At 67.8% G+C, this 454-nt stretch carries 1 protein-coding gene; it reads right to left on the reverse strand.

The genetic code is table 11. The features are described from left to right. A partial coding sequence (locus TSH64_RS35970) for an ATP-binding cassette domain-containing protein (RefSeq protein WP_199237636.1) occupies positions 1–454 on the reverse strand: 454 nt, incomplete at both ends.

The following is a 454-nucleotide window of genomic DNA, read 5'->3' on the forward strand; positions in this document are numbered from 1 at the left end:
GACCATCAGAACGGTGCGGTCGGCGGCGACGCGCTTGATCAGGGCTGCGGTGCCCTCGATATCCTCATGGCCCATGCCGGCCAGCGGCTCGTCGAGCAGCATCACCTCGGGGCCGAGCGCCAGCGTGGTGGCGATCTCCAGCGCGCGTTTGCGGCCATAGGGCAGCTCGGCGGCCAGATGGCCGGCCCAGGGGGTGAGGTTGACCGCCTCGATCAGCTCCAGTGCCCGGTCGTGCAGGTCGTGGAGCGACGATTCCGACTTCCAGAAATGGAAGCTGGTGCCGAGCGGGCGCTGGAGCGCGACGCGGACATTCTCCAGCACGCTGAGATGCGGGAAGACGGCCGAGATCTGGAAGGAACGGACCAGCCCCTTGCATGCGATGTCGGCGGGCTTGGTGCGGGTGATGTCGCGGCCCTTGTAGAGGATCTGGCCGCGGGTGGGGGTGAGGAACTTG

This window comes from Azospirillum sp. TSH64 (assembly GCF_003116035.1).
Classification (GTDB): domain Bacteria; phylum Pseudomonadota; class Alphaproteobacteria; order Azospirillales; family Azospirillaceae; genus Azospirillum.